Origin of the sequence: Phycicoccus sp. HDW14, from assembly GCF_011383005.1 — a bacterium.
Classification (GTDB): Bacteria; Actinomycetota; Actinomycetes; order Actinomycetales; family Dermatophilaceae; genus Phycicoccus.
Genome location: NZ_CP049935.1, coordinates 2132873 through 2152049 on the forward strand (window position 1 = coordinate 2132873; position 19177 = coordinate 2152049).

The following is a 19177-nucleotide window of genomic DNA, read 5'->3' on the forward strand; positions in this document are numbered from 1 at the left end:
GGGTCTCCACGCGGTCAACCCTCCCCGGGACGTCTCACCGACGGGGCACGACGCACCCGGTCCGTCGGCACGGTCGTGGCGATCCGAGCCATCCCCGGGCCCGGAGGACCGACCCCACCTCGACGGCGGTCCGGCAGGGGGTCACCGCCACGTCGGGCCAGAAGACCCGCGTGGTGAAGGCGCCGCGACCGGCCGCACCCCGATCCCGACGACCGTCACGCACCCGGTCCGCCCACCGCTCGTGGCCCAGACGACCGTCGACCTCGACGATCGTCGCGAAGCCCTCGTACTCCGTGTCGTGCACGGCGCCCCTGTTCCCCGCGGCCTGCCGACGCCCGCGCGGAAGGCCGTGAGCGGTCTCGACATCCCGGACGTACCGCAGCTCGGCAGCGCTGTGTGCCCCGTCGCCCACCTCCCCCAGCACCTGGCGCAGGAGCCGACCGTGGCGGTGACGACCCCGTGCGCGCAGCTCGGCGTCGAGCCGTTCGGCCGTCGTGAGTCCGCGCTGAACTGCACGGGCCACCAGCGCGAGGGCAGCGTCGGCGTCGCCCTCGGCGGCGCAGTCGAGGACGGTCACCGAGACGGTCGTGCGCCACGGGTAGGCGAGGTCGTCGAGGACCTCGTCGAAGCGCACCATCCGGTGCAGGGAAACACCGTGGGGTGCCTCGACCCGGCGTGCGTGCGGGATGCCGACCCGGACGACGGCGGGTGACGTCGGAAGCAGTCCCAGGACGAAGGCCGCCGAGCTGCCCACCAGCGCGGCATCGGCGAGTCCGTGGGTGGAGTGCACCCGCAGGAACGCCGCTCCCGCCCGGACCTCCCATCCCGACCGGCCGGGTGTCGTCAGGTAGACGCCCCGGGCGGCCACGGTCCAGCGACCCGACGCGACCTTCCACTCGATCGCATCGCTCGTCATCCCCGCGGCCGAGGCCTGGGCGCGGGTCACGAGCCCGAACTGGGCTGCCGACCACGCCCCGACCGGGCTCCCCACGGGCAGTCTCCCCCGCTGCTCCCACATGCCGACCTCCCCGCCACAGGGTCCCGCACCCGGCCCGCCGCCGGCGGCGCTCGTCCACAGGCCCGCTCCACGGGAGGGTTGTACGTGTGATGACCCGGTCGTCCCTCCCGCAGAGCAGGCGCCGGGGTCAGCGGCCGCGGGTGGGGAGGTGCGTCGGGAGGGTCATCCGGGCGCCGCGTCGGGGGCGGTGGTGGCCGCCGAGCTCGAGGAGGCGCTGCACGCGGTACCGGTGCCCGCGCCACGGCTCGAGCAGGGCCTCGAGGGCGTCGTCGTCCTGCGGGGTGCCGGTGAGCGCCCACGTCATGTCCTTGGCGACGTGGTAGTCGCCGAAGCTCACCTCGTCGGGCAGCCCGAGGGCCCGTTGGGCGACCTCGGCCCAGGTCCACCGCCCGATGCCCGGCAGCGCCGTCAGCCGGGCGCGCGCCGCCTCGGGGGTCATCCCGACGCACTCCTCGAGGCGCCCGGCGTACCGGACCACCGCGGACACCGTGCGCGAGCGGCCGGGGTCGACCCCCGCCTCCAGCCACTCCCACGACGGCACGGCCGCCCAGCCCGCGGGCGTCGGCGGGACGGCGAGCCCCAGCGCCTCCCCCGGCCCGGGCGCCGGCTCGCCGAAGCGCCGGACCAGCCGCCGGTACCCCGCGAACGCCTCCTTGCCGGTGACCTTCTGCTCGATGACCGACGCGACGAGGTTCTGCACGACCAGCCCCGAGCGCGGCACCCGCCAGCCCGGCCGACGCCGCCACTCGTCGGCGACGAGCGGGTGCAGGGCGGGCTCGAAGCCGCTGGGGTCGTCGTCCTCGCCGAGCAGCGCCGGCACCTGCTCGAGCATCCACCCGGCGCCGCTCCCCCACGCGTGCGCCGTGACCTCCTCGGCGACACCCGCGGGTGCCGTGAGCCGCAGCGTCACCGGACCGTCGGGCGTGCGCCAGGCGAACCACCACCCGGCGTCGTCGCGCCGGCTCGTGGGGTCGCCGCCACCGCGCCGGAAGGTCGAGAGCACCGCCCCGAGGGGCACCGGCCGCGAGGCCCGGACGACGCGCTCGGCCCCACCGCCGTCGACGCCCGCGCCGGCCATCAGCGCACGTGGCGCGGGGGCACCCGCAACGCCGGGCCGGCCGGGGTCGCCGCGCCCTTGAACGCCACCCACACGTACGTGGGCACGAGCGGCAGCCCGGCGGCCAGCACGCGCTCGGGGACCCGGGCCGCCCACGCCGGCACGTTGTCGCCGGCGGAGAAGGCCGCGGGGTCGGCGAGCACCGGGAGCGTGTAGTCCCAGACGTCGTAGTCGGCGAAGAGGCGACGCAGGCCGCGCGGCGTGTAGTAGTGCTCGTAGTACTGCTCGCCCTTGCCGGTGAGGCGCATGTAGCGGTCGGCGGCGCGCTGCGGCAGCCACGACAGGAACGGCAGCCGGTGGTGCGGCTCGATGACCTGGAAGCGGTGTCCGACACCGAGGTACAGCAGCCCACCCGGCCGCAGGACGCGGTGGATGTCGGCGACGACGGCCTCGGGGTCGACGACGTGCTCGTAGATGTGGTTGAGCACGGCGACGTCGACCGAGTCGTCGTCGAACGGCAGGTCCTCACCGCGGGCCAGCCGGAAGTCGACCCGCTCGCCGAACCGGGCCCGCGCCTTCTCGAGCCCCGGCTCGTCGATGTCGACGCCGCTCGTGGTGGCTCCGGCCAGCGCCAGCTCGTCGGCGATGAACCCCGCCGAGCACCCGACGTCGACCGCCGTCAGCCCGGCGAGCGACTCGACCCCCAGGGCGTGCCGCACGACGGCGATCAGCTTGGCCGCCTTCTGCCGTCGCGCCTGCTCGTCGAGCATCTTGGCCATCGACTCCGAGTAGGCGAGCTGCTCCTCACGCTCCGGTCGCTCGCTCATCCCACGGATCCTAGGAGGTGGTGCCGACGTCCCCACGCCCAGCCCGCCCCCGCGACGACCAGGTCGGCGACGATCGCGAGGAACCGGGCGACGACGACGACGGCCGTCGCGGCCGACAGCGGCATGAACGTGACGAGGAGCAGGGCCAGCACACCGTCGCGCACCCCGACGCCGGCCGGCACGAGGACGGACAGCTGGCCGACGGCCGAGGCGAGGGCGAACCCGCACACGACACCGATGACCAGGTCGGAGGCGCCGGCGTCCGGCGCGAGCGACAGGACGAGCACCGCGACCCCGAGGCCCGCGAAGACCCAGGCGGCGGCGAACCACAGGCAGGTGAGGACGATGGCCCGTCCGGACAGCGCGTGCTCGAGCGGCTCGCGGCGCAGGATCCGCAGCCCGAGGGCGAGCAGTGCGTTGAGCAGCCGCGGCCAGAGCAGCACGCCGCCGAGCAGCGCCGCCGCGACGAGCACCCACAGCGTCACCGGCGAGCTGCCCCGCGCCAGCAGCCGGGGCAGCGCGACGACGCCGAGCAGGCTCCCGACGAGGATGGCCAGGAGGATGGACAGCAACCCGGTGACGGCCATCCGACGGCGCGGCACGTCGAGCTTGGCGCCCATCTCGGCCTGGGCCAGAACGGTCCACACCGAGCCGGGCACGTACTTGCCGAGCTGGCCGACGAAGAAGACGCTCGCGGCCGGGGCCACGGGCAGCCGGGTGCCGAGGTCGGCGAGCAGCAACCGCCACCCGACGAGCGTGGCCACGGGGGCCGCGGTCGTGAGGACGAGACCGGCCAGCACGGCGGGCCAGCTCATCCGGCCGAGCTCGCGCGAGACCTCCGACCAGTTGCGGGCCAGGGCCCACCCGACGGCGACGAGCACCAGGGCCAGCAGGCCGTAGCGCACGACGACGAGGACGCGGGAGCGGGTCATCGGGTGCCCGTCACCGGCGCCGGAAGGTGAGGCGCAGCACCGCGTAGGCCGGGGAGTCGTTGCCGCCGAACGCGATCCGCGCCTCGCGCATCCGGCCGAGCACGTCGCCGTCGACGTCGCCGACGAGGGTGAGCCCGAGGTCGTCGGCACGCGCGAGGATGCCGCGCACGTCGGCCGGGCGAACCGCGAAGTCGGGGTCGTCGTCGCCGATGGGCACCGTGAGCAGCAGCAGACCGCCCGAGCGCAGCGCCCACGAGGCCTGCCCGACGACGAGGTCGACGTCGGTGGCCGTGCAGCCGCCGGGGTGCAGCCGGGCGACGACGTCGAGGCTGGCGGTGTCGACGTCGAGGACCTCGATGGCCGCCCGCGGCCCGGTGAGCTCGAGCTCGACGGGCGCGAACCCGAGGGCGCGTGCCCACCGCGAGAACGGGCTGCCGCTGCCGGACTCGTCGACGAGCACGGCCGAGTGGGTGCGGTCGTCGAGGATGCGGACGAGGGCGGCGACGGCCCCGAGCGCGGCCCAGGCGGCGACCGGGTCCTTGGCGGCGCGGGACAGCCCGAGGTCGCGGGCGACCTCGACGGCCTCGACCGCCTCGGCGTCGACGGTCAGCAGGTCGGTGGCCCGCACCGTCTCGGGCAGGTCGACCGGCGACAGGTCGAGCACCGGGCCGCGCCGGGCCCGCCAGACGGCGGCGACCGACCGCATCCGCGCCACGGGGTTCAGGGGCACGACCGGGGTGGGGGGCTCGTCGTCGGCGAAGGCGGAGGACGGGGCTGCGAGCGCCTCGATGGCCCCGACGTAGTTCGCCCACGGCCCGCTGAGGTCGGGCTCGCGGACGGCGGCCGCCAGCGCCCGGACGGCGGCGGGGTCGGCCAGCCGGCGCAGGGCCCCGACGAGCGCCTCGCGGTCGGACGGGGGCACGAGGACCCCGTCGACGCCGTCGCGCACCTGCCCGGGGAAGGTGCCGACGGCGGTGGCGAGCACCGGCACCCCGTGGCGCCGGGCGAGGAGGACGTTCTGGGAGGCCGTCGCGGACCGGTAGGGCAGGGCGACGACGTCGTGGCGGGCCATCAGGCCGGCGATCCGGTCGGCGGGCACGTAGCCGCCGTGCACCTCGACCCGGTCGCGCAGGCGGGGGTCGGCGGCCAGCTCGCGGACCCGGCGACCGGCGTCCCCCCAGAGCTCGCCGGCGACGGTGAGCGTGGGGCCGTCGACCTCGCGCAGGGCCTCGAGGAGGAGGTCGACGCCCTTGTAGTCGCGGACGATGCCGAGGCTCAGGAGGCGCACGGGACCGTCGTGCTCAGGGCGCGGCTCGGGCTCGCCGCCGGGCAGGTGCGGGGGCAGGTCGACCTCGCGGACCCGGCGCGCGCCGAGGTCGGCCGCGACCCGGGCCTGCTCGTCGGAGTGCACGACGACGGCGTCCGCGCGCTTGAGCAGGGCGCCGACGAGCTGCCGGTCGCCGGGGTTGGTCTCGTGCGGCAGGACGTTGTGGGCGATGACGACCGCACGCGGCCCGCGCCCTCCCCCGCCGGCTCCGGCGGCCCGCAGCAACGCGAGGTGGGCCGGCACGACGGCCGGCACGACGTGGACGAGCACGACGACGTCGACGTCGCGCAGCCGCCGGCCGGCCCGCAGCCAGGTGTCCGGGCGGGCCCAGGACAGGACGCGCAGCGTGCGCGGGAACGGGTCGACGTCCGGGGTGCCGCCGGGGACGGCCTGCTCGCCCGGGTAGAGGCGCGAGGGGTAGAGGTGGCTCCACGAGACGAGGGTGACGTCGTGGCCGGCGTCGGCGAGCTCGTGCGCGAGGGTCGTCGTGTGCGCGGCGACACCGCCCTTGAACGGGTGGGTCGGGCCGACGAGGGCGACCCGCAGGGCAGCGCCCGAACCGTGGTCGGGGTCGCCGGACCCACCGGTCAGCGTCGTCGCGTCCGTCCCCCCGTCGGGCCCGGTCACGGTGTCAGACACCGTCCCTGGACCGCACGACGAGGTCGGAGAGCAGGGCGAGGGAGCCGATCATGATGCCGCTGACGACGAGCAGCACCGTGCTCGCCGGGAAGTAGAACGGGTGGCGCACCATGTCGACGACGGCCTTGACGAGACCGATAACGACGAGCCACAGCGCCGGTGGCATGAGCACCTTGAGCGGGTCGAAGTACATGACCATCCGCAGCACCTGGAGGATGTAGCGGTAGGCGTCGCCGACGAAGTGGAACTTGCTGACGCCGGCGCGCTTGGCGTAGGCCGTCTCGACGTACTTGATGTCGTGCTGGTTGGACAGGAACGCGATGGTGATCGTCGTGACGCACGAGAAGCCGGCCGGCAGGAGGCGCAGGTAGGGCAGCGAGACGTCGCGGCGGAAGGCGCGCAGGCCGGAGTTGAGGTCGGGGATGCGGGTCTTGGTCAGCCACTCGGCGATCTTGCGGATGAGCCACTTCGCCGGGACGCGGGCCCACTTGTGGGTGCCCTCCTCGGTGGTGCGGGCGCCGACGACCTGGTCGTACGTGGGGTCGTCGCGCAGGATGCGGACCAGCTCGGGGATGCGCTCGTTCTCGTAGGTCATGTCGGCGTCGGTCCAGACGACGACCTCGCCGCGGGCCTGCTGCGTGCCGATGCGCCGGGCGGTGCCGGAGCCGCCGTTGCGGCGGAACGGCAGGACCCGGATGTGCGGGTACCGGGTCTGGGCGGCGCGCAGGACCTCGAGGGTGTCGTCGGTGCTCGCGTCGTCGATGCAGAGGATCTCGTAGGTGAGCTCGGACTCCTCGAGCACGCGCGAGCAGCGGTCGATCTCCTCCAGCACGTGGGCGCCCTCGTTGTAGCAGGGCAGGACCACGGTGACGTACGGGGCGGGGCCGGGGCCGTCCGCGCCGTCCTCGATGACGTAGCCGCCGCCCGTGCGGGGCGGGAGCGGCCGGGCCGACGCGGGGTCGGTGCTGCGGCCGGCCAGCTCGCCGGTGCGGACGTCGATCTGCTCGGTGGGGGCCGCGTGCACGGCGTCGTGGTCGGTGCCGGCGGCCGCGGTCTCGGGGTGCTCGTTCATCGCCCGCGAGCCTACCGGCGCGGGGCCGCCCCGCCGTCCCGCGTGGGCTCGCCGTGCTCAGGCGCCGTCGATGAGCCGTGCCACGGCCTTCTCGATGGCCGCCTGGCGCTTGGCGTCGTCTCGGTACCGCTTGCGCAGCGTCCCGGCGATCGTCACGCCGTCCTCGTACTGGTCGATGACGCGGGGGTCGATGTAGGACTTGCGGGCGATGGTCGGCGTGTTGCCGAGGTAGGCCGAGACCTCCTCGACCGCCGCCTTGACCGCCCGCTTGCGCGACGCCACCGTCGACCCCGGCTCCGGCGACTCCGCCAGCGCCACCGCCGCGAGCACCGTCGCGTGCCAGGTGCGGAAGTCCTTGGCGGTCAGGTCCTCGGCGACCATCTGCGAGATGTACTCGTTGACCGCCGCCGCCTGCAGGTCCGCCCACTTCGCCTCGCCGCGGTAGGCCAGCAGCCGCTTCGACCCGCCCCGCCGCTGCCGCATGTAGTTGAGCGAGTCGATGACCTGCGGGTCGCTGACCGTGATCGAGTGCTCGATGCCCGACTTGCCGACGAACGAGAACACCAGGTCCGACCCCTGCCGGCGCACGTGCCGGCGCTCCAGCGTCGTCAGCCCGAACGAGCCGTTGGCGTCGGTGTAGGCGTCGGACCCGATGCGGAAGTACCCGAGGTCGAGCAGCCGGGTCGCCGTCGCCGCGGCCCGCGCCAGGGGCATCCCCTCCCCCGCGAGGTCGCCGACGATCGCCTCGCGCGCCTTGGCCAGCCGGGTGCCCGCGGCCTTGACCCGGTCGAACTTCAGCTCGTCGCGGGCCGTCCGCCAGTCCGGGTGGTAGAGGTACTGCCGCCGCCCGGCCGCGTCGGTGCCGATGGCCTGGATGTGCCCGTTGGGGTGCGGGCAGATCCACACGTCCTGCCACGCCGGGGGGATGGCCAGCGACCGGATGCGCTCGACCTGCTCGGCGGGCAGCGCCTCACCCCCGGCATCGCGGTAGGAGAACCCCTTGCCCGCCCGCTTGCGGGTCCACCCCGCCGACCGCGGGGACACCCGCCGCAACCTCGCCATGCCGGGACCCTACCCACGCGAACCCCGCCGCAAGCCCGCAGGTCAGCGCGCTTCGACGGCGCGGTTTGGGCCGGGCGTGCGCCGTGTGGAAGCGTGGCCCCCATGCCCGGCCTCTCGACCGACGCCGTCGCCGACCTGCTCCACGAGGTCGCCGCCGAGGTCATCACCCCCCGGTTCCGCTCCCTCGCCGACGGCGAGGTGATGGAGAAGAACCCCGGCGACCTCGTCACCGTCGCCGACCGCGAGGCCGAGGTCCTCATCACCGCCCGACTCCTCGAGGCCTACCCCGACGCCGTCGTGCTCGGCGAGGAGGCCCACGCCGCCGACCACACGCTCATGGACCGCTACCTCGCGGCCGAGCACGCCTTCACCGTCGACCCCGTCGACGGCACGAAGAACTTCGTCCACGGCTCCCCGACCACGCGGTGATGGTCGCCGAGGTCGTGCGCGGCGAGAGCGTCCGGGCGTGGGTCTTCCAGCCCGAGCACGGCAGGACCTGGGTGGCGGAGAAGGGGTCCGGCACCTACCGCGACGGCGAGCGGATGCACACTTCCCCGGTGCCCGAGGACCGTGCCCCGCAGGGCGTCACCTCGATGTGGGCCCTGCGCGACCAGTCCCTCGACGACCTCCCGCCGATGCGCCTGTCCTGGGTCTGCTGCGGCGTCGACTACCCCAAGCTCGTCGAGGGCGAGACCGACTACATCGTCTACTCGCGCTCCAACCCGTGGGACCACGCACCGGGCACGCTCCTCGTCACGGAGGCCGGCGGTGCGGTGGTGCACCCCGACGGCTCGCCCTACCGCGCCACGTCGCTGCTCCCCGGCCTCGTCGTCGCCGTCGACGCCCAGACCTGCGGCGCCGTGCAACGGCGCGCCGAGCGGGCCTTCACCCGCGGCTGACCCGGCCCGGGCCAACACCTCGGCCCGCCCGCACCTCGGCCCGCCGGCGCCTCAGCCCGCCGGCACCTCGGCGACCGACACCCGCACGGCCCCCCGGTCGGTGCGGCGCGGCGGCCGGTCGAGCGCGTGTTCCTCCTCGGGGAAGCGGATGTCGGCCACCGACCGCGGCGTCAGACCCAGGCCCTCGATGGCCTCCGGTCCGTCCGCGGCGAGCACGACGAGCCGATGACCCCTGGCTGCCACGGCGCGGGCCAGCTGACCGACGACCTCCGAGAGCCTCGCGGGGTCCTGGCGCACCGGAGTCGCCGCGACGACGTAGGGCACCCCGCACATGCCGCGCACGGTCTGCGGCCACTCCGACGACGCCCGGCTGTCGATGCCGAGCACGACGTCGTCGGGGCCCAGCGCCGAGCAGACGCGGTCGACGGCCGCCAGCGACCCCCGCTCGACCCCCACCCCCCGGAACGGCCACGTCGCGAGCACCGCCGGAACCCCGACCGCCAGCACCGTGACGACCGCCACCAGCGCTGTGCCCCACCGCTTCCCGGATGACGTCAGCCGGCGCGCCGCCCACGACCCCGCCGCCACGACGAGCAGCACGACGAGCGGCAGGGCGATGAGCAGCCGGCGGTCGGCCCACGGGTGGTCCGGCGTGATGCCCGGCCGCAGCAGCGTGAGGACGGTCGAGGCCGCCGTAACGACGAGGGCCGGTGCCCACGGCGCCAGCCGCCCCTCCCCCAGCCCGGCCAGCGCCCGTCGGAGCAGGAGCGCCAGGGCCACGAGGGCCACCACCAGCGCGACCCAGCCGACGTACCAGGACAGCCAGTCGACGGTGTGCTCGGCGTACGTGCGTCCGCCGTCGACGGGCAGGCCCTGCCGGCGCTGCATCCCGGCGACGTACCGCGACCCGGGGTCGTCGGGGTCCTGGCGCACCGTCATCCACCACGGCCGGCTCCAGAGCCCCAGGCCCGCGAGCACGACGAGCCCGGCGAGGACGTCCGGTGAGCGCCGGACGACCGCCCCCCGCAGGCGACGGCCACGCCGCCACAGCCACAGCCCCCGAGCGACCCCACGAGCACGACCACGGCGATGGCCACGAGGGGCAGGAGGCTCGCGTGGATGTCGCCGAGGTACCGGTAGGACAGCAGGACGGCCAGCGCCCAGGCCACGACGGTCGACCCGACGAGCCCGAGCGCGACCGGCCGCACCCACCGCTGCCCCAGCGCCGCGCCGACGGCCAGGAAGGGCAGGAGGAGGAGCACCTCGCGCAGGGCGTCGACCCGCGCCAGCGCCGTGCCCCCGACGAGCACGCCGCCGAGCAGCGCCAGCCGCCGCGTCGCCCGGTCGTCGTCTCGTCCGACCACGAGGGTCAGCGCCAGCAGCCCGCCGAAGAGCGTGAGCAGCGCCAGCTGCTCGGAGTAGGTGCCGCGCGCGACGTTGAGCACCGGGAAGAGCACGGCGGTCAGCCCGGCCGCCGCCACCCCCCACCACGACCCGGCGAGGTGCGCGCCGAGCAGGCCGACGAGCAGCACCCCGAGGGCCATGACGACCGCGGGCAGCAGCTGGGCGAGCGACGGACCGCCCGCCCACACCCCGAAGCCGTAGACGACGGCCGGTGCCATGAGGAACTGCGGCTGCACGGCCGGGTCGCTCGCCGACCCCACCTGGTAGAACGCGGCGCTGGCCAGGGTCACGTCACCGCGCGCGAGCGCGTCGCCGACCCCGAGGGCCGCGACGTCGACGGGCACGACCCGCTCGTGCGTCGTCGCGAGGCTCACGGCGGCCTGGAGGTTGCTCGCGGCGTCACGGCGCGGCAGCACGTGCTCGGAGTGCGTCACCCCGGCGTACACCGCGAAGCCGAGCACGACGGCGACCATCGCCACCCCGGCGGCGGGTGCGACCCGCACGGCCGGCAGCCCGCGCACGAGGACCGCCGCTCCCACCGCGACGAGCACGGCCAGCGGCCAGGCCACCCACGGCGTCCACCAGCCGACGGCCGCGAGCACGCCTCCGGCCGATGCGACGCCGACGACCCACAGGCCCGCCGCAAGGGCCGAGGCCGTGAGGGCCCGGCCGGTCACGAGCCGAGGCCGGCGATGTGCTCGATGATGCCCGTCGTCGAGACCGAGGGGGTCCGCGGCAGGTAGACGACTTCGCAGGCGTCGGAGACCCAGTCGAACTTGCCGGCCCAGTCGTCGCCCATGACGAGGACGTCGGCGCCGTGCTCGACGATGTAGTCGCGCTTGGCCTCGAGGGACTCCTCGACGAAGACCTCGTCGACGACGCGGATCGCCCGGACGATCTCCATCCGCTCGTCCTGCGTGTAGACCGGCGGCCGGCCCTTCTTCGCGACGTTCAGGGCGTCGGCGGAGACCCCCACGACAAGCCGGTCGCCGAGGGCGGCGGCGCGCTCGAGCACCCGGACGTGGCCGACGTGGAAGACGTCGAAGGTCCCGAACGTGATGACGGTGCGCCCACTCATGGCAGGGGAGCCTAGTCGGTGGCCCCGTTGCTACCGTGCGCCAGATGGCCCCCACCGCACCCGCTCCCGCCGCCCTCCTCGCCCGCCTCGTCGCGGCCGACCCGGGGCGCCCGCGCATCACCGTCTACGACGACACCGACGGTCCGACCCGCGGTGAGCGCATCGAGCTCTCGGCCCGGGTGCTGGCCAACTGGGTCGCCAAGGCGGGCAACCTCCTCCAGGACGAGCTGGACGCCGGGCCGGGCACCGTCGTGCGGCTCGCGCTGCCCCCGCACTGGCGCACGCTCTACTGGGCGTTCGCGGCGTGGTCGGTCGGCGCGTGCGTCGAGGTGGCCGGGACCGTTGACGACGGCAGCGGTGCCGACGTGGTCGTCACGGACGACCCCGCCCGCGGTGCGGGCGCCGAGCACCTCGTCGTCGTGACGCTCGCGGCGCTGGCCCGGCAGTCGGGGGTCGAGGTGCCCACCGGCGCGGTCGACGAGGCGCGCGAGCTGGCCACCCACGGCGACGTCCTCCTGCCCCTCGACGAGCCCGACCCCGACGACGTGGCCCTGCGCTCGGGCGGCGTCGAGCGGACGTTCGGGGAGGTCGTCCCGGTCGACGCGACGGGCGGGCGCGTGCACACCGCGACCGCGGACACCGCCGAGCTGCTGCGGTTGGCGCTCACGACGTGGGCGGGCGACGGCTCGCTCGTGCTGTCGCGGGGGACGCCGGACCCCGAGGTCCTGCGGACGCGGCTGGCCAGCGAGGGCGTCACCGCCACCGCGTAGCGTCCCCGCTCCTGGCGATGTGCGCGGGTCCGGGTGCGGTCGCACGCGGAGCCGCGCAGATCGCACGGAGCCGGGGGCCGCAGCGGCGGCGGACCGGCGTCAGCGGGAGCGGGCCTCGACGGCCTTCCAGGTGAGGGTCGCGACGACGCCGGTCTGGGCGAGGTGCGAGGCCTTCTGCGCGGCCTTGACCGCGGTCTCGGTGGAGGCGCCGTAGGAGCCGTCGGCGGTCACCCGCAGCGCCTTCTGCAGCGCGACGACGGCCGGGCCGTGCGAGCCCCGCCTGAGCACGACGTTCCAGTACGGCAGGAGCGGGTGCACGGCCTTCTCGACCGCGTCCCACGTCGCCCGGTCGACGACGCCGGTGGCCTGGAGGCCGGCCGACCGCTGGAAGGAGACGACGCGGGCCTGCGTCGCGGTCGACCAGCGACCGTCGACCGCCAGGCCGCCGAGGGCCTGCTGGAGGGCCCGGACGGCCGCGCCGGACGAGCCGGTGCGCAGCGTGGTCGCCTTGTGCGCGGTGAGCTCGGTGGTCGTCACGGGGGACGGGGCCGGTGCCGGCGCCGCCGCGGGGGCGACGGTGGCCGCCGCGACCCCGGCCGAGCCGCCGCCGAGGACCTTCCAGTCCTTGGCGTCGACGACGCCGTCGACCGCGAGGCCCTTGGACTTCTGCCAGACCTTGACGCGAGCGAGGGTCTTGGGCCCGAACGAGCCGTCGACCACGAGGCCGCCGACCGCCTTCTGCATCGCCTTGACGGCCTCGCCGCGGCTGTGCAGCCGCAGGACGATGCCCGAGTACTTCGCGAGCGGGTTGCTCGTCGAGGAGGGCGTGACCTTCTTGCCCATCAGCGCGTTCCAGACGCGGCTGTCGACGACGCCGTTGGGGGTGAGGCCCTTGGACTTCTGGTACGCCTTGACCCGCGCCTCGGTGGCCGGGCCGAACGAGCCGTCGACGGTCAGCTTGCCGATCGCCTTCTGCATCGCCTTGACGGCCTCGCCGCGCGAGCCGCGCCGCAGCACCGTGCCGGCGTACTTCGCGAGGGTGGAGGTGGTCGTGCTCGAGCCCGAGCCGGCCGGGCCGCCGGGCGTGGTGGTCGGGGCCGCGACGAGGGCCTTCCAGACCCGGCTGTCGACGACGCCGTTGACGGTCAGGCCCTTGGACTTCTGGTACGCCTTGACGCGCGTCTCGGTGGCCGGGCCGAACGAGCCGTCGACCGCGATGCCGCCGATCGTCTTCTGGAGGACCTCGACCGCCTTGCCGCGCGAGCCGCGCCGCAGCGTGACGTTGACGTAGTCCTTCGGGTCGTTCGACGTCGGCTGCGAGGCACCGGGAGGGCCCGTCAGGTACGTCGTGACCGCCGTGCCGGTCCACCAGGAGGTGCGCTTGACCGCGCCGTCCCAGGTGAAGGAGATGTGGATGTGGTCGGTGTGCGGCGAGGAGCCGTGGTAGTCGGTCCAGCCGCGCTCGGGCGCCCAGGCCTTCCACTGCTGGTGGTTCCAGATGATGTAGTTGACGCCGAGCCGGCGGGCCATCGCGCCCTGGCGACCCTGGGCGTCGGGGGCGGCCAGCCAGCGGGTGATGGCGTTGCCCATCGCGAGGTCCGAGGGCTTCTTCGCGTTGAGCATCCAGTCGAGCGCCCGGCCCTCGCCGTGCTCCTGGTCGCACTTGCGCAGGACGCCGTAGACGTGGGCGCCGTACGTCGCGTTGAGCAGCTTCGCGAAGGCGACCGGGCCGGTCTGGTTCTCCGTGAGGCAGAGCGTGCCGGGCTGGTACGGCGGCGCGACGTCGAGGGCGGAGGGCAGGGTGCGGCTCGGCTTGGGCAGCGGGATGGTCGCCGCCTGTGCCGTCCCCGCCGCGAGCGGGAGGACGATGACGGACGCCGAGAGCGCTCCGAGGGTGCGCACGGGGACGCGCCGGATCGACGACGGGTCAGGGCTGGGCAGGGACACGCAGGGCTCCATCCAACGAACGGGCGCGCCCGGGGCAGGGGGCCGGGCGCACCCGGATTCCGTCGTCACAGACGTCACATCCGTCACGACCGGATCACCGGGCACACCTGTTCTCTCATCGCGCCTCACGCGTGCGCAACCGTTTCCGTCGAATTACAAACGTGTACTTGTCCGCATCGGTCCGTTCGGACGATGTCGCAGGTCATGGCCCCGGCGGGGCCCCGCAGGTGTCGCCGGGGCCCGCCCGCGAGCCGGACGTGTGTGGCCGGCACCCGCCCGGACGCCGAGGGCCCCGCGCTAGGGTGCCGAGCATGGACAAGGTCGTCGCCACACCAGCCGAGGCCGTGGCCGGGATCTCCGACGGGGCGACCCTCGCCGTCGGTGGGTTCGGGCTCTGCGGCATCCCCTCGGTCCTCATCGCCGAGCTCCACCGGGCCGGCACGAGTGACCTCGAGGTGGTCTCCAACAACTGCGGGGTCGACGAGTGGGGGCTCGGCATCCTCTTGGCGAGCAAGCAGATCCGCCGGATGGTCTCGAGCTACGTCGGGGAGAACAAGGAGTTCGCCCGGCAGTACCTCGAGGGCGAGCTCGAGGTCGAGCTGACGCCCCAGGGCACGCTCGCCGAGCGGCTGCGCGCCGGCGGCGCCGGCATCCCCGCGTTCTTCACGCCCACCGGCGTCGGCAGCCAGGTCGCCGACGGCGGCCTGCCGTGGAAGTACGACGGCTCCGGCGGCGTCGAGAAGGCCTCCCCCGCCAAGGAGGTGCGGGTCTTCGAGCGCGACGGCGCCGAGCGCGAGTACGTGCTCGAGCACGCGATCGTCGCCGACTTCGGCCTCGTGCGCGCCTGGAAGGGCGACCGGCACGGCAACCTCGTCTTCAACAAGTCCAGCCGCAACTTCAACCCCCTGTGCGCGATGGCCGGCCGCATCACGGTCGCCGAGGTCGAGGAGCTCGTCGAGCCCGGCGAGCTCGACCCCGACGAGGTGCACCTGCCCGGCATCTACGTCCAGCGCGTCCTGCCGCTGACGCCCGAGCAGGCCGCCGACAAGCACATCGAGAAGCGCACCGTGCGCGCCACCCAGGAGGCCTGAGCATGCCGCTGACCCGTGAGCAGATGGCCGCCCGCGCCGCCGCCGAGCTCGAGGACGGCGCCTACGTCAACCTCGGCATCGGCCTGCCGACCCTCGTGCCCAACTACGTGCCCGACGACGTCGAGATCGTCCTGCAGTCCGAGAACGGCATCCTCGGCGTCGGCGCCTACCCCGACGAGGAGGCCGTCGACCCCGACCTCATCAATGCCGGCAAGGAGACCGTCACGGTCCGCCGCGGCGCCTCGTACTTCGACTCCGCGCTCTCCTTCGGGATGATCCGCGGCGGCAAGGTCGACGCGGCCATCCTCGGCGCCATGCAGGTGAGCGCCAACGGCGACATCGCCAACTGGATGATCCCCGGCAAGATGGTCAAGGGAATGGGCGGCGCGATGGACCTCGTCCACGGCGCCAAGCACGTCATCGTCCTCATGGAGCACGTCGCCAAGGACGGCTCGCACAAGATCGTCCAGGAGTGCAGCCTCCCGCTCACGGGCAAGCAGGTCGTCCAGCGGATCATCACCGACCTCGCCGTCATCGACGTCACCGAGGGCGGCCTCGTCCTGCGCGAGCTGGCGCCGGACGTCACCGAGGAGCAGGTCCGCGAGGCCACCGGGGCCCCGCTGACCGTCGACCTCGCCTGACCCCGGTCCAGGACCCCGAGCGGGCCCTGACGCCGGTCAGGACGCCCAGCGGGTCCAGGTCCCCCAGGTGGAGGTGCCGGCGACGTCGGGTGACAGGGCGGCGAACCCGCCGGACCCGTTGCCCTCGAGCACGGTCAGCGCCCCGGAGGCCCGGCGCCCGACCATGTCGTTGCGGCCGTCGCCGGTGACGTCACCCGGACCGAGGAGGTCGGTGAAGCCCGCCACCGAGTCGCTGACCACGACCGGGGACGAGAGGCGGCCGTCGCCGGAGGGCGCCGCGGCGAAGAGGAGCATCGCGTCGTCGCTCGCCCGGATGGCCACGACGTCGGGCAGGCCGTCACCGGTGACGTCGCCCGGCGTGACGAGGTCGCGGTAGGCGCCGAACCCGGTGCCGATGAGCTTCGTGCCGACGACCCCGCCCTTGCCGTCGCCGCGGTAGATCTTCAGCTGGCCGTTGACCTGCCGGGCGAGGAAGTCGGTGTGTCCGTCCTGGTCCATGTCGCCGGTGCCGCCGACCCAGTCGACGCCCTCCCAGCCGGAGCTGATCTTCTGCCGCGGGAAGAAGCCGGAGGCACCGTCGCCGGCGTGGTAGTACAGCGTCCCGCCGTCGCGCTCGACGACGTCGTGACGGCTGTCGCCGTCCCAGGAGCCGACGTTCGCGATGAGCGAGACCTTCTCCCACTCCGCCGCGACGGGCGAGCTCGAGAAGCCGCCGGACCCGTTGCCGGACAGCAGCTGGAGGCGGCGCGAGGTGTCGACGGCGAGCAGGTCGCCCCGGCCGTCGCCCGAGAGGTCCTTCGGGAACGAGGCGGCCGACACCGCGGGGGCCGACGTGACGGTCCACCAGGTGCTGCGCAGCCCGAGCTTGGAACGGAACGAGTCGCCCGAGACGGTGCTCGACCCCGCCAGCCCCTCGACGGTGACCGACTCGATCCGGCCACCCCACGAGGAGATGCCGTTGCGGCCGGTGATGCGCAGCGCCGTGAGGGTGCCGACGCTCGGGAAGGCCCGCTCGACCGAGGCGACCGACAGGTTCGTCGTCCACTGGCTCGGGCTGCCCGACGGCACGTTGTCGTAGGGGTCCTTGACCGAGACCTGGTAGGCCAGCGACGAGGCCACCGTGTACCCGCCGTTGGCCGAGGAGAACTCGGTGAGCGCCGGGGCGCCGCCGTAGTAGACCGCGCGCCCGCTCGTCGCCGCGACCGCCGCGGTGGTCGCGGAGTTCTCGAACGGGATGACGGCGCCGGAGGACGTGTAGCCGTTGAGGCCCTTGAAGACCTGGCAGGAGGTGCTGTCGCAGACGTCGTAGAGCGACCCGGACGGGCGGTGCCCCTTCTGGTACAGCGCGTAGGTGCGGGCCGCGACGGCCTGGGACCGCAGCGCCGCCGCGGACCAAGAGGCGGGCATCTCGGAGGGCACGACGCTCTGCAGGTAGTAGTTGAGCGAGAGCACGTTCGTCGTCAGCGTCCCGGACCCGTTCCGGGTGGTCGCCACGGTGCGGCGGTAGGCGCGCTCCTCACCGCTCGGCAGCACGACGCGGACCTTGCCGGCGGTGGCGTCGGCCAGCTGGACCGTCCCGGTCATCCGGCGCCAGGTCGCGGTGTTGTGCCAGGCGCCCTTCTCGTACCACTGGAGGGCCACACCGGTGGAGTCGGGGACGAGGCGCCAGCGGTCGCGCACGCTGCCGTCGGAGTTCTTGCCGTACACCACGGCCGTCTTCCCGTTCCACGTCATCTTCAGCGTGCTCGTCGACCGGACCGAGGTGCTCGAGGAGCCCGCCACCGACAGCCAGACCCGCAGGGTCGGGTTGCCGACCGTCGAGACCAGTGTGGTCTTCGGGTAGTAGAAGGCGAGGATCGACTCGGTGCTCAGGCCCTTGAGCGCGGCACCGTAGGCGCCGTACTGGCTCATGCCGCGGCCGTGGCCGAAACCCTTGCCGGACAGGGCGAACGACGAGGTGACCGGGCGACCGTAGACCTCGTCACCGGCGGCAGCCGCCACGCTCGTGGCCGCGCTCGCGAGGTAGGCCTGGTAGCGGGTGGCGACGCGGGTCCGCAGCGAGGGCAGCAGCGCCTCGTAGAGGTTGCCCGGGCAGGAGGTCAGGCTGAAGTCCTGGTGCCCGGAGACCCGGGGCCGGGTGATCTTCGTGCCCGGGGAGAACTTGTCGGCCCCGGTGCCCGCCGTGAAGCTCGAGGAGGTGCGCGGGTCCCAGCCGTTGAGCCAGGCCTTCCAGGCGATGACGTCGGCCACGGTCGTGAGGACGGTGCTCGACGGCGTCGTCGCGCCGGCGACCGAGCTGGCGTGGGTACCGATCGAGGCGATGCCGACGGTCTGGGAGTTGAAGCCGCCGGTCTGGGCGCCCTGGACGTTGCGTCCGGCGCCGCCGAAGCGGCCCTCGTAGAGCCGGCCGAAGCGGTCGACGAGGAAGTTGTAGCCGATGTCGCACCAGCCGTTGGAGCGCGTGTGGTACGCGTAGATGCCCCGGACCAGGCCGGCCGCCTCGGACGAGGAGTAGGTGTTGGCGTTGACGGTGTGGTGCACGACCGCGCCGTTGATGTGGGTGTTGTAGTCCGGCCCGCAGCCGCGCAGGCTCTCGTCGGCGCCCCACTGCGCGCGCGTGATCATCGAGGGGGCCAGCCCGGCCGCGTGGGCGGCGCCCAGCGGCTGCTGACCGATGGTGGCGTCGGCGTTGCTGTCGCCGGCGTCGACGAGGGTGACGGTGGCCTTGGACAGGTCGACGTCGTGCGGCGCGCGCACCCGGACCTGGACCTCGTCCGACCCGGTGACGCCGACCGGCTCGGTCGCGACCTTGGCCCGGCGGGCCTCCTGGGTACCGCCGTCCGGGCCATGCCCGTCGATGTCGGCCTCGACCCAGTCGTTCCACGTGCCGCCGGTCCGGGTGCGGACCTCGACCGTGGCCTCGGTCGCGAGCGCCTCGTCGGGGAAGGCGACCCCGACGACGTCGAGGTTCGAGCTGTCGCGGGTGAGGATGCTCTGCTCCTGCGGCCCGGCGGGCGTCGAGGGCGCCACCGAGGAGTGCGCGTGACCGTCGTCGGCCGACGTCGACGGGGCGCCGGCGTCCTCCGGCGTGGCCGAGGGACGGGCCGACGGCGTGGCCGACGACGTGGGCGCGGGGCCCTCCGTCGGCGTCCCGCCCGGCGAGGGTGCCGGGGTCGGGGCGGCCGTGGGCAGCGGGACGTTCTCGACCGTCGGGGCGACGGCGTGCGCGGTCACCGGTCCGGCGACGGGCACGAGGACGACCACCCCGGACAGGAGGCTGGAGGCGGCGAGCAGGCGAAGAGTTCTCATGGGGGATCCACGACGGTTCAGAGGGCCCCGAGGGCGCGCGACGGCGTCACCGGGGAGTGCAGGGTCCTCCGAGTCTGTCACAACCGTCACTTGCGTACCGGGGT

The 19177-nt window shown here is 74.4% G+C and carries 15 protein-coding genes and 1 pseudogene; 4 read left to right on the forward strand and 12 right to left on the reverse strand.

Annotated elements, in window-relative coordinates; all coding sequences use genetic code 11:
- Positions 1 to 34: 34 nt before the first annotated feature.
- From G7075_RS10445 to G7075_RS10475, 7 genes are all read right to left on the reverse strand, one after another.
- The gene (locus G7075_RS10445) at positions 35 to 991 is read right to left on the reverse strand and encodes a hypothetical protein (protein ID WP_166121610.1); all 957 of its coding nucleotides are present in this window, start codon (positions 989 to 991) and stop codon (positions 35 to 37) included.
- A gap of 154 nt (positions 992 to 1145) precedes the next feature.
- Positions 1146 to 2096, reverse strand: coding sequence for a DNA-3-methyladenine glycosylase (locus tag G7075_RS10450; protein WP_166121611.1), 951 nt, complete (start codon positions 2094 to 2096; stop codon positions 1146 to 1148).
- Entirely contained in the window at positions 2096 to 2902 is an 807-nt protein-coding gene (locus G7075_RS10455) for a class I SAM-dependent methyltransferase (RefSeq protein WP_166121613.1), read from the reverse strand. Before G7075_RS10455 ends, G7075_RS10450 begins: the two co-directional genes overlap by 1 nt.
- The gene (locus tag G7075_RS10460; protein WP_166121615.1) at positions 2899 to 3834 is read right to left on the reverse strand and encodes a lysylphosphatidylglycerol synthase domain-containing protein; all 936 of its coding nucleotides are present in this window, start codon (positions 3832 to 3834) and stop codon (positions 2899 to 2901) included. Before G7075_RS10460 ends, G7075_RS10455 begins: the two co-directional genes overlap by 4 nt.
- A gap of 10 nt (positions 3835 to 3844) precedes the next feature.
- Positions 3845 to 5800: a glycosyltransferase family 4 protein gene (locus G7075_RS10465; protein WP_240917540.1), complete on the reverse strand. Its 1956-nt coding sequence runs from the start codon at positions 5798 to 5800 to the stop codon at positions 3845 to 3847.
- On the reverse strand, positions 5793 to 6872 hold the full coding sequence (locus G7075_RS10470) for a glycosyltransferase family 2 protein (RefSeq protein ID WP_205860471.1): 1080 nt from the start codon (positions 6870 to 6872) through the stop codon (positions 5793 to 5795). Before G7075_RS10470 ends, G7075_RS10465 begins: the two co-directional genes overlap by 8 nt.
- Positions 6873 to 6929: 57 nt before the next feature.
- Complete coding sequence (locus G7075_RS10475; RefSeq protein WP_240917541.1) at positions 6930 to 7916, reverse strand: DNA topoisomerase IB; 987 nt, start codon at positions 7914 to 7916, stop codon at positions 6930 to 6932.
- A 120-nt stretch (positions 7917 to 8036) separates the two neighbouring features.
- Here G7075_RS10475 and G7075_RS10480 point away from each other — a divergent pair.
- Positions 8037 to 8833, forward strand: a pseudogene (locus G7075_RS10480) (inositol monophosphatase).
- A 51-nt stretch (positions 8834 to 8884) separates the two neighbouring features.
- Here the strand turns inward: G7075_RS10480 and G7075_RS10485 are convergent.
- The 3 genes from G7075_RS10485 to G7075_RS10495 are packed head-to-tail and all read right to left on the reverse strand — an operon-like array spanning position 8885 to position 11315.
- The gene (locus G7075_RS10485; protein ID WP_166121619.1) at positions 8885 to 9811 is read right to left on the reverse strand and encodes a hypothetical protein; all 927 of its coding nucleotides are present in this window, start codon (positions 9809 to 9811) and stop codon (positions 8885 to 8887) included.
- Positions 9769 to 10914, reverse strand: coding sequence for a hypothetical protein (locus G7075_RS10490; protein WP_166121621.1), 1146 nt, complete (start codon positions 10912 to 10914; stop codon positions 9769 to 9771). The genes G7075_RS10485 and G7075_RS10490 overlap by 43 nt, the downstream gene beginning before the upstream one ends.
- Positions 10911 to 11315 carry an adenylyltransferase/cytidyltransferase family protein gene (locus G7075_RS10495; RefSeq protein WP_166121623.1) on the reverse strand — a complete coding sequence of 135 codons (405 nt, stop codon included), beginning with the start codon at positions 11313 to 11315 and terminating at the stop codon, positions 10911 to 10913. The genes G7075_RS10490 and G7075_RS10495 overlap by 4 nt, the downstream gene beginning before the upstream one ends.
- Before the next feature lie 44 nt (positions 11316 to 11359).
- Between G7075_RS10495 and G7075_RS10500 the strand changes: the two genes are divergently transcribed.
- Complete coding sequence (locus tag G7075_RS10500; protein WP_166121625.1) at positions 11360 to 12085, forward strand: TIGR03089 family protein; 726 nt, start codon at positions 11360 to 11362, stop codon at positions 12083 to 12085.
- Between the two features lie 99 nt (positions 12086 to 12184).
- Here the strand turns inward: G7075_RS10500 and G7075_RS10505 are convergent, their stop codons facing one another.
- Entirely contained in the window at positions 12185 to 14032 is a 1848-nt protein-coding gene (locus tag G7075_RS10505; RefSeq protein WP_166121627.1) for a peptidoglycan-binding protein, read from the reverse strand.
- 311 nt (positions 14033 to 14343) lie between these two features.
- Between G7075_RS10505 and G7075_RS10510 the strand changes: the two genes are divergently transcribed.
- Positions 14344 to 15123: a CoA transferase subunit A gene (locus G7075_RS10510; protein WP_166121629.1), complete on the forward strand. Its 780-nt coding sequence runs from the start codon at positions 14344 to 14346 to the stop codon at positions 15121 to 15123.
- Between the two features lie 2 nt (positions 15124 to 15125).
- Positions 15126 to 15764 (forward strand): CoA transferase subunit B, encoded by a 639-nt coding sequence (locus G7075_RS10515; RefSeq protein WP_166121630.1) that lies wholly within the window; start codon positions 15126 to 15128, stop codon positions 15762 to 15764.
- Positions 15765 to 15800: 36 nt separating this feature from the next.
- Here the strand turns inward: G7075_RS10515 and G7075_RS10520 are convergent, their stop codons facing one another.
- Complete coding sequence (locus tag G7075_RS10520) at positions 15801 to 19073, reverse strand: SpoIID/LytB domain-containing protein (RefSeq protein WP_166121632.1); 3273 nt, start codon at positions 19071 to 19073, stop codon at positions 15801 to 15803.
- Between the last annotated feature and the right edge of the window lie 104 nt (positions 19074 to 19177).